Here is an 8,408-nt window from a genome sequence, read left to right as displayed (position 1 = left end):
GGTCGGCCAGGGCGAGGCCGGGGAACCGCTGGAGCAGGAGGGGGAAGGCGATGCGCATCTCCATTCGCGCCAGCGGCGCCCCGAGACAGTGGTGCACGCCGTGGCCGAAGGCGACATGACCGGCGGCCTCCCGGGTGATGTCGAGCCGGTCCGGGTCGCCGATGAATGCGTGGTCGCGGTTGGCGGCGGGAAGCGAGCAGATCACCAGCGAGCCCGCGGGGATGACCTGCCCGGCGATCTCGACCTCGGCCGTGGTGGTGCGGGGCGGAGGCGACTGCGAGATGGACAGCCAGCGCAGCAGTTCTTCGACGGCGGGCTCGATCAGCGCCGGGTCCTCGCGGATCATCGCGAGCTGGTCCGGGCGCCGTAGCAGGGCCAGGGTGCCCAGGCCGAGCATGTTCGAGGTGGTCTCGTGCCCGGCCAGCAGCAACTGCCCGGCGACACCGATGAGCTCGTCGGTGCTGAGATCGTGGCCGTGCTCGCGCACCAGCATGCCCAGCATGTCCTCGCCCGGGTCGGCCTGCGCGCGGGCGACCAGGCCGGCCAGGTAGGCGCGCTCCTCCCGCCGCACCGCGGTCAGCTCCTCCGCCGGCAAGGAGGTGTCCAGCAGGCGTACGGAACGATCCTGGAATCCCGCGCGGTCTGCCTGCGGCACGCCCAGCAGCTCGCAGATCACCAGGGACGGCACCGGCAGAGCGAAGTGCGCCACCAGGTCGGCCGGCTTGCCCGCCCGCTCCAGGTCGTCCAGAGCCGTCTGGACGATCTCGGTGATCCGCGGTTCGAGCCTGCGCATCCGGCGCGCTGTGAACTCCGGGGTGAGCATCCGGCGCAGCCGGGTGTGTTCCGGCGGATCCAATCCGATCAGTTGCCCGGCGCGCATCCTTGCCAGTTCGTCGGGATCCAGCGCGCCGGCTCCGCGGAGCGGGGTCAGGGCGTTGCTGAACCGGGCCGGGTCCGACAGCACCTTGCGGACGTCCTCGTGGCGGCAGACCAGGTAGGCGGGCAGGCCCCAGGGCGTCTCCACCCGGACCACGCCCTCGCCGTCGCGGGCCCGGGCCAGCTCCTCTGCCGGGTCGAGCCCGTTCCGCCGGATCTGCAGCGGCAGTTCGTTCGCTTGCGTCATCGTCCGTCCACCCGTCCTGTGATTGGTATTCAGTGTCCTTGTGCGGTGTGAACTGCGGCCCCAAGGTGGTGCACCCGCTGGCGGACCGCCTCGGCAGGCTCGCGGTCGCCCTTCCGGCAGGGGGCCACCGCGCGCCGGCCGGCCTTGAGCCGGGTGCCCTCGCGGTGGGCTTCGTGTTCTTCGTTCCGCTGTTCACCCGGCCTTTCGCTGGGCGTTCGGTCCCTCGAACACGCCGAGCTGCCGCATCTGCGACATGACATCGACGACCGCCCAGGTCTCGGCGACCCGCCCGTCGGTGAAACGGGCGATGAGGATCTCCTTGTACGTGATGGACTTGCCGGTCGGCGGCACGCCCATGTACTCGCCCCGGTGCGTCCCGGTGACCGTGTTCCTGGTGACGACCCTGTCCCCTTCCGCGATCACGTCCTCGATCTCGACGTGGAGGTCGGGGAAGGCCCGGCGCAGCACCGCGAGCACCTCCTTCATCGCCGACGTCCCCGTCGTCTCGATCGGCAGCGGCGTGCGAATCTGCACGTCCGGTTGGACGACCTCGTCGATCGTCCTGGAGATGATCTCTTCGTCGCCGGTGCTGACGGCGTCGTGGAAGCGGCGGAGCGTCTCCTTGTTGCGTTCCGCCGTGGTGATGATCGACATGTGCTCTCTCCTCGGGTTCATAGGGGTGCCCGCCTGGGGCGGGCAGAAGACCGTCTGTCAGCCGCCCGTTCCGGCGGCCCACAGGTCCAGGGCAGCGTAGGCGGGCTGCCATGCGTCCAGGTACGCCCTGCGCGCCGGTTCCGGTAGCGGGGCCAGCATCGCGGCGATGGCCCGCTCGCTCGCGCCGTCCAGCATCCAGGGCAGGATCCGCGCGGCGTCCGGACCGATCAGGCGGGCGTTGACCTGGCCGAAGTACAGCCACTGCGACTCGGTGACGATCGCCTGGGCCAGCGGCAGCACCTCATCCTCCTCGTGCCTGAGGTGCGTGGTCAGGCCGGCGACGAGCGCGTCGGTGAGGTCCCCCAGGCGCTGCGGCCCGGAATCCCGGTCGGCCAGCGCGGCGTCGATCGCGTCGATAAGCGGGTCGATCGCCTCGTGCTCGGCCTCCATGGCCGCCAGCAGGGCCAGGTCGTCGAGGCGCCCGGCCGCGGCCTCGCGCATCGCCGGCCAGAGCGCGTCGTCCTCGGCGGTGTGGTGCACGTGCAGGACCTTCTTGAACAGCTCCCAGCCGGCGGCGGTGCCCAGGATGCGCCGGGGATCGTCGCCGGCCTTGGCCGCGGTCCGGGCGAGGAGCTCCAGCTCCCGCCGCAGCGCATCATGCGCGACGTACATCGCGGTCATGTCGAGCTTGCCGCTCATGGTCTCTCTTTCCCTGCGTGATGGCGTCGGGCCGGGCGAGGCGCTCCAAGCACCGGACGCCCCCGCCGGTCGAGGGTGGTCAGCCGGCGTAGGGGCCGAAGCGGCCCCAGGCGACGAGCGCGGTGAGCGCGAAGAGGACGACGGTGACCAGCAGCCCGGACGGCTCCTTGCGGCGGATGTGCACGGCAGCGGCCGTGATCATCATCACCGCCAGACCGGCCGCGGCAATCGGCGTCAGGACGGGCGCGATCCCGGTGGCGGCGGGCACGATCAGCCCGGCCGCGCCGAGCAGCTCCGTTACGCCGATGAGCCGCACCGCCCCCTGGGAGAACGTCTCCATCCACGGATACCTGCCGACCAGCTTGTCTTTCGGCCGGGTGAGCTTCACCAGCCCTGACAGGGCAAACGAGGCGGCCAGGAGCGCCTGCACGATCCACAGGAACACGTTCATCGAGGTGTCTCACCCTCGGCTGTCGCTCTGGAGGCCGGCGTCGATGCGGCTGTGCCGCCCGCGCGGAGGGACGGAAAAGTTGTCACTCATATCCAGGCGACGAACGGGCGGCCTCCCGGGGGACACCTCGGACCCGGGGAATTCAGAGCTGTTCGAGCCGCTGGGTCGGGAACCGCCGCTCGGGCGTCGAGGCCGCCTCATGGACGCAACGGACGACACCGGGCACCGGTCTCTGGTGGCCGGGCTGGGCATCGCGGTCGCCCGCGCCGCGTTCGCCGGCTCCGAGCCTCACATATCGATGGCCGAAATCTCGCGACGCGCAGGAGCCGGCATGTCGACGTTCTATCGCAACTTCCCCAGCCGGCAAGCGCTCCTCGAGACCCTCTGGACCGACGAGAACAACGCCGTCTGCGCGGCCGCCGAGACCGATGCGAAGCCTTCGCAGGGCGCCACACGACGCGCTGCGGCTCCAAGGAAGGCATGAACGCTTTCGATGTGGTGGTGACGAGGACGGCGCCGAGTCGCATCCGGCGTGGGTCGGCGAGCTGTTCTCGCAGCTGGCCTCCAGGCGGGCCTGCCGCCGATCCGGCTGCACGACCTACGGCATCACCCGCCACGATCTCGCGCCGTTCCTGGCCATGCGTTCGCTGATCCGCGCCACAGCCCCCGACCGTCCGAGGACGCATGGTGGCGGAAAAGCCAGCCCGGTCAGCCACGCTGCATCCGGGCCGAGCAGCAGCGCGATCACGGCGGCGATGTCGGCGGGCGTGCCCACCCGACCGAGAGCCGTCATGTGCGCCACCCCGGCGATCGCCTCCGGCGGGGCGCCGGTGCGGAGCATGTCGGTATCGGTGGGACCGGGCGACACCGCGTTGACCGTGATCTCGCGCCGCCCCAGTTCCCGCGAGGCGACCCGGGTGAGCTGCTCGACCGCCGCCTTGCTCGCCGCGTAAATGGATCCGCCGGGGCTGGGCCAGGCGGTGCCGGTGGAGGAGACGGTCACGATCCTCCGCCGTCGGGCATCCTGCGCGCCGCCGCCTGCACCGCGAAGAACGCCCCACGTACATTGACCGCCATCACGTCACCAGGACGAACACGGCCATCATGCCGGGTGCCGTCCGTAGCGCGACGTCGGCCGCCGCGCGTGCCGTACCGATCATGTGAACCTGGTGCGGCAGGGCGGCATCGCTGAAGACCACGGTGCCCGTGGCGTCCGTCGGGTAGCCGGAGACCTTGAACACCTGCTGGACCGGGCCCTGGGGCGCCTCGCTCACGACGCGCGCCACCTTCTCCAGCCGCGCGATGTCCATCGCGGGATCGTCCTGAGGAGCGGCGACCACGACGGCGACCACTGGGCCCGAGGCCTGCTCAGCCTGCTTGACGAACTTCGGCAGCAGCTCCCGGCAGGGCTGGCAGCCGGGGGAGAAGAAGCCGATCAGGGCACGCCCCTCCAGGTATGCCGCAGAGATCGGCTCGCCGTCGGTGGCCATGGCGGTGAAGTCCTGGGATCGTCGCGCCGGGCTGCAGCCCCTCCGGCGGCAGCTGGGGGGCGTCCTGCATCGTGCGCAGCCGCCGGATCACGCCGACGAGCAGCAGCAGGTTCGCCAGGCCCACAGTCCGACCAGGACGACTGAGGCAATCAGATAGGACATCACACACTCCCCGAGGTTTCCTTGAACAGATCAGCGATGTCGTCCCAAGCGATCATCAAGATCGCCCCGATCAGGCCCGTGGGTACCGCTGTCGCCGGCTCCGCCACGGCGGGCGTCGCGGCGCAGAGCCCGCTCAACAAGACCCCCGCCAGGGGCAGGCCCACCCGCGAGGCCGCCACGAGCGCGACCCGCGGCCGCTTCATCCGCCGTCACCACGTTGGCCATCGGAAGACGGAGGCGCGCAGGGAGCATCATCAGGGACGATGCCAACGACCGCATGGCACCACCGCCGCGGAGCTTGGTGAACGCGGAGACCGCGAACACGGCCCCGATCAGCACCTGGCGTGCGACGAGCAGAAGACCCACGGCGGGGATACTTCTTGATCGCGCTAGCCCGCCTCTAGCGGGTCGCTAGCCCCGACTTGCGCATATGGGACGCCGGTCCCGTCGTGGAATCCGCCGGTCGTGGTGCTTCCGCCCGCCGTCCCGTACATCTGATGGTGTACGTCCGTCGCAGTGCCTTCCTCGCGCCCGGCCCCTGGCCACGGTCACCCAGATCTGGGCGTTGTCCCCGCGATCGCACCCTGGTGGTGACCAGGCCCTTGGCCGCCATGCGGTCGACCCGCAACGTGATCGCCCCGGTGGTGACGAGGGATGCCTTGAGGAAGGCCTTGGCGGTCAGCTCGTAGGGCTCTCCCGAGCGGCGCAGCGTGGACAGGACGTCGAACTTGCCCGGCTCCAGGCTGTGCTCGCCGGGGAAGTCCTTGATCTCCTTGTCCCACAGCCGGGACAGCCGCATGACGCGGCCGACGATGCCGATCGGTGAGACGTCGATATCGGGGTGTTCCCGGCTCCGCTGCTCCAGCACCGCCTCCACCGCATCCACCGCATCCACCGCATCCACCGCATCCACCATGATTCTCCCCATGCGTACGGCTGCGACCACACCGGCCGCGACCGTGCGCGAAGATCCGCGTATCCGGGATTCCCGGATGAAGGGTGTGCCGGCCGGTTCTCAGCGGCTCACGGCGGTCTGCTGTTCAATCCGCGACAGCTTCTCGGGATTGCGCACGTGGTAGGCGCCGGTGACGTAGCCGTTCTCCACTCGCACCGCCAACACGCCGTCGATCTCGCCGTTGAGCCGGATGAGCAGCCCCGGGCCGCCGTTGATCTGCACCAGCTCCACCGACCTTTCCGGGTCGCGCTTCCACCAGCCGACGGCCAGCAGGCGAGCGACCTTGCCGGCCCCCACAATGGGCCGCAGCAGGGCATGCTTGACACCGCCGCCGTCGCTCAGAGCGACGACGTCCGGCGCGAGGATGTCGAGCAGGCTCTGCAGTTCGCCGGTTTCGACCGCTCGCTGGAAGGCCTGGAGGGCGGCTCGGTGTTCGGCCGGGGAGCCGGTGCCACGTGGCCGGCGCGCGGCGACGTGTGCCCGTGCCCGGTAGGCGATCTGACGGACAGCGGCCGGGCTCTTGCCGACGGCCTCGGCGATCTCGTCGTAATCCAGATCGAAGACCTCGCGCAGCACGAACACCGCCCGCTCGATCGGCTGGAGCGTCTCCAGCACCAGCAGCATCGCCATCGAGACGCTGTCGGCCAGCTCCACGTCCTCGGCCACATCCGGCGCGGTCAGCAACGGCTCGGGCAGCCACGGTCCGATGTAGGACTCCTTGCGCCGGCCGAGCGTACGCAGCCGGTCCAGTGCCTGCCGGGTGACGATCCGTACCAGGTAGGCCCGCTTCTCCCGCACGCCGGCAAGGTCGACGCCCACCCATCGCAGCCAGGTCTCCTGCAGGACGTCCTCGGCGTCGGCGGCCGAGCCGAGCATCTCGTAGGCGACGGTGAACAGCAGGTTGCGATGGGTGACGAACGCTTTGGTGGCGGGCTCCACGTGGTCGGCACGGCCGGGCCGTCCCGGGGTGTCGGTCGTTCGTTCGCCGCGCTCACTCATGCCTGGCCCCTGCCTGTCCGCACTCAGCTCTACCACACGCACAAGACGCCGCTGCCGACGGTTTCGTAACACCCGCGATCGGTGGCCCACGTCACATGCCAGCGCTGTTACGGGGAGCGGGTGGCCGGCGTCTCGTGGTCGTCAGGACGCCGTGCGAACGATCCGTGCGGCATGCGGACCTCCGCCAGGCCGGGGAATCGGAGGAGCGCATCACCGCCGTGGCGACCCGGCGGGACGCCACCTTCTTCACCCCCGCCGCTCTGATCGCCAAGCCGATCCCCGGCAGGCCTCCCGGCCAGAACTACAGCGAGTAAGAAAGGCATAGAGCATGAGCATCACCAAGTTCGCGGTGGCAGGAGCGACCGGGCGGCTGGGACGCCACGTGGTCGATGTCCTCACCGAACGGGGGCGCCAGGTCGTGCCGATGTCCCGAGCCACCGGCGTGGACATCATCACCGGTGAGGGCCTGGCCGAGGCGCTCACCGAGGTGGATGTCGTCGTCGACGTCGCCTCATGGCACGCCTCCGAGCAGGAGGCGGCGACGGAGTTCTTCCGCACGTCGGCCCGCAATCTGCACGAGTACGGTCAGAAGGCAGGGGTCGCCCGGATCGTCGTGGCGTCCATCATCGGCGTCGGCAAGGCCACCGCCGGTTTCCTCGCCGCCAAGAAGGCGCACGAGGAACTCCTGCTGTCCGGCCCGCTCCCCGTCCGGATTCTGCGGGCCGCGCAGTTCCACGAGTTCGTCGGCCAGCTTCTGGACTGGCAGCAGGGCGACGTCGCCTACATCCCGGCCCTGCCTGCCCAGCTCGTGGCCTGCCGCACCGTGGCCGAGGAACTGGTCGACCTGGCCCTCGCCCCCGGCGACCCGGCTCCGGGAACGCCGATCCCCGAGATCGCCGGGCCCCGGAAGGAGACCTTGACGGAGGCGGCCGCCCTCCTCGGCGCACGCCGAAGCATCAAGGTCGTCGGCGTTGACGGCGCTGACATGCCGGATGCCGAGATCGCCGCCGAGGGCGGGTTCCTGCCCAGCCCGCACGCCAAGCTCGCCGGACCCACCTTCGGGGAGTGGCTCGACACCCAACCCTGAGCGTTCGAAGGCTCGGATTGACGCCAGGAGCATCACCGCATCCCGGAAAGGGGCACGCTCATGCCCGTCACCACCATCGACACAACGACCGCACTCATCCTCATCGACCTGCAGAACGCCGTCGTCGGCCGCCCCGCAAGCCCCTACACCGGCGCTGAGGTGGTGGCCCGTGCGGTCGAACTGGCTGACGCCTTTCGCCACCGTAGCGCTCCGGTTGTCCTGGTCCGGGTCACGGCCCGCGCGGACGGATCGGATGCTGCTCCAGGCCGCACCGAGATCCCGCGCCCGCCTGGGCCCCTGCCCGCGGGCTGGGACGCCATCGTCGATGACCTGGCCGGTCACCCCGGCGACATCACCGTGGCCAAGCGCACCTGGGGCGCCTTCTACGGCACCGACCTCGACCTGCGGCTGCGCTGCCGCGGCGTCACACAGGTCGTGCTGGCCGGGATCGCCACCAGCATCGGCGTGGAGTCCACCGCCCGCGCCGCCTACGACACGGCTACAACGTCACGCTGGTGACCGACGCCATGACCGATCTGGACGCGCAGGCCCATCGCCACAGCCTTGAACGGATCTTCCCACTCCTTGGCGAGAGCGCCACCACCGCCGAGGTCGTCGACCTGCTGGCCAAGCCCCACGGCTGACGATCTCACACGATGAATGGACAGATGATGACGCAAATGCCGGAATTGCCGCTGCAGATGCGGCGGAACGGGTTCGACCCGGTCGCGGAGCTGGCCCGGGCGCGCGACGGCGAGGGCGTGGTGCGAGTCGAGACGCCGCTCGGC

14 protein-coding genes are annotated in these 8,408 nt (G+C 70.4%); 5 read left to right on the top strand and 9 right to left on the bottom strand.

What is annotated here, in order from left to right:
* The 4 genes from E1294_RS49655 to E1294_RS49640 form a co-directional block, all read right to left on the bottom strand.
* Nucleotides 1–1,123, bottom strand: a 1,123-nt coding sequence (locus tag E1294_RS49655; protein WP_132519597.1) for a cytochrome P450, incomplete at its 3' end; no start/stop codon positions are given.
* A 192-nt stretch (nucleotides 1,124–1,315) separates the two neighbouring features.
* Complete coding sequence (locus E1294_RS49650) at nucleotides 1,316–1,777, bottom strand: ester cyclase (RefSeq protein ID WP_132519594.1); 462 nt, start codon at nucleotides 1,775–1,777, stop codon at nucleotides 1,316–1,318.
* 57 nt (nucleotides 1,778–1,834) lie between these two features.
* The gene (locus E1294_RS49645; protein WP_132519591.1) at nucleotides 1,835–2,476 is read right to left on the bottom strand and encodes a hemerythrin domain-containing protein; all 642 of its coding nucleotides are present in this window, start codon (nucleotides 2,474–2,476) and stop codon (nucleotides 1,835–1,837) included.
* A 79-nt stretch (nucleotides 2,477–2,555) separates the two neighbouring features.
* The gene (locus tag E1294_RS49640; RefSeq protein WP_132519588.1) at nucleotides 2,556–2,927 is read right to left on the bottom strand and encodes a DoxX family protein; all 372 of its coding nucleotides are present in this window, start codon (nucleotides 2,925–2,927) and stop codon (nucleotides 2,556–2,558) included.
* Nucleotides 2,928–3,126: 199 nt separating this feature from the next.
* Here E1294_RS49640 and E1294_RS49635 point away from each other — a divergent pair, with 199 nt between their 5' ends.
* On the top strand, nucleotides 3,127–3,411 hold the full coding sequence (locus tag E1294_RS49635; RefSeq protein WP_132519585.1) for a TetR family transcriptional regulator: 285 nt from the start codon (nucleotides 3,127–3,129) through the stop codon (nucleotides 3,409–3,411).
* A 114-nt stretch (nucleotides 3,412–3,525) separates the two neighbouring features.
* Here E1294_RS49635 and E1294_RS49630 read toward each other — a convergent pair whose 3' ends face one another.
* The 5 genes from E1294_RS49630 to E1294_RS49610 all read right to left on the bottom strand — a co-directional run bounded on the left by E1294_RS49630 (nucleotide 3,526) and on the right by E1294_RS49610 (nucleotide 6,533).
* The gene (locus tag E1294_RS49630) at nucleotides 3,526–3,930 is read right to left on the bottom strand and encodes an SDR family oxidoreductase (RefSeq protein ID WP_220448400.1); all 405 of its coding nucleotides are present in this window, start codon (nucleotides 3,928–3,930) and stop codon (nucleotides 3,526–3,528) included.
* Nucleotides 3,931–4,003: 73 nt separating this feature from the next.
* On the bottom strand, nucleotides 4,004–4,417 hold the full coding sequence (locus E1294_RS49625; RefSeq protein ID WP_132519582.1) for a TlpA family protein disulfide reductase: 414 nt from the start codon (nucleotides 4,415–4,417) through the stop codon (nucleotides 4,004–4,006).
* A gap of 161 nt (nucleotides 4,418–4,578) precedes the next feature.
* Complete coding sequence (locus E1294_RS49620; protein WP_132519579.1) at nucleotides 4,579–4,782, bottom strand: hypothetical protein; 204 nt, start codon at nucleotides 4,780–4,782, stop codon at nucleotides 4,579–4,581.
* 197 nt (nucleotides 4,783–4,979) lie between these two features.
* Complete coding sequence (locus E1294_RS49615) at nucleotides 4,980–5,483, bottom strand: MarR family transcriptional regulator (protein WP_220448399.1); 504 nt, start codon at nucleotides 5,481–5,483, stop codon at nucleotides 4,980–4,982.
* A gap of 111 nt (nucleotides 5,484–5,594) precedes the next feature.
* Nucleotides 5,595–6,533, bottom strand: a complete 939-nt coding sequence (locus E1294_RS49610; protein ID WP_132519573.1) for an RNA polymerase sigma-70 factor — start codon at nucleotides 6,531–6,533, stop codon at nucleotides 5,595–5,597.
* 164 nt (nucleotides 6,534–6,697) lie between these two features.
* Between E1294_RS49610 and E1294_RS53850 the strand changes: the two genes are divergently transcribed.
* The 4 genes from E1294_RS53850 to E1294_RS57625 are packed head-to-tail and all read left to right on the top strand — an operon-like array spanning nucleotide 6,698 to nucleotide 8,264.
* The gene (locus E1294_RS53850; protein WP_165977931.1) at nucleotides 6,698–6,847 is read left to right on the top strand and encodes a carboxymuconolactone decarboxylase family protein; all 150 of its coding nucleotides are present in this window, start codon (nucleotides 6,698–6,700) and stop codon (nucleotides 6,845–6,847) included.
* Nucleotides 6,848–6,861: 14 nt separating this feature from the next.
* Nucleotides 6,862–7,620 (top strand): SDR family oxidoreductase, encoded by a 759-nt coding sequence (locus E1294_RS49605; protein WP_132519570.1) that lies wholly within the window; start codon nucleotides 6,862–6,864, stop codon nucleotides 7,618–7,620.
* Between the two features lie 60 nt (nucleotides 7,621–7,680).
* Nucleotides 7,681–8,139: an isochorismatase family protein gene (locus E1294_RS49600; protein ID WP_220448398.1), complete on the top strand. Its 459-nt coding sequence runs from the start codon at nucleotides 7,681–7,683 to the stop codon at nucleotides 8,137–8,139.
* Nucleotides 8,136–8,264, top strand: coding sequence for a hypothetical protein (locus E1294_RS57625; RefSeq protein WP_220448397.1), 129 nt, complete (start codon nucleotides 8,136–8,138; stop codon nucleotides 8,262–8,264). Before E1294_RS49600 ends, E1294_RS57625 begins: the two co-directional genes overlap by 4 nt.
* Nucleotides 8,265–8,408: the final 144 nt, after the last annotated feature.

Source organism: Nonomuraea diastatica (assembly GCF_004349015.1).
In the GTDB taxonomy this organism is placed as follows: domain Bacteria; phylum Actinomycetota; class Actinomycetes; order Streptosporangiales; family Streptosporangiaceae; genus Nonomuraea; species Nonomuraea diastatica.
This window is presented reverse-complemented; position numbering and strand designations above follow the sequence as displayed.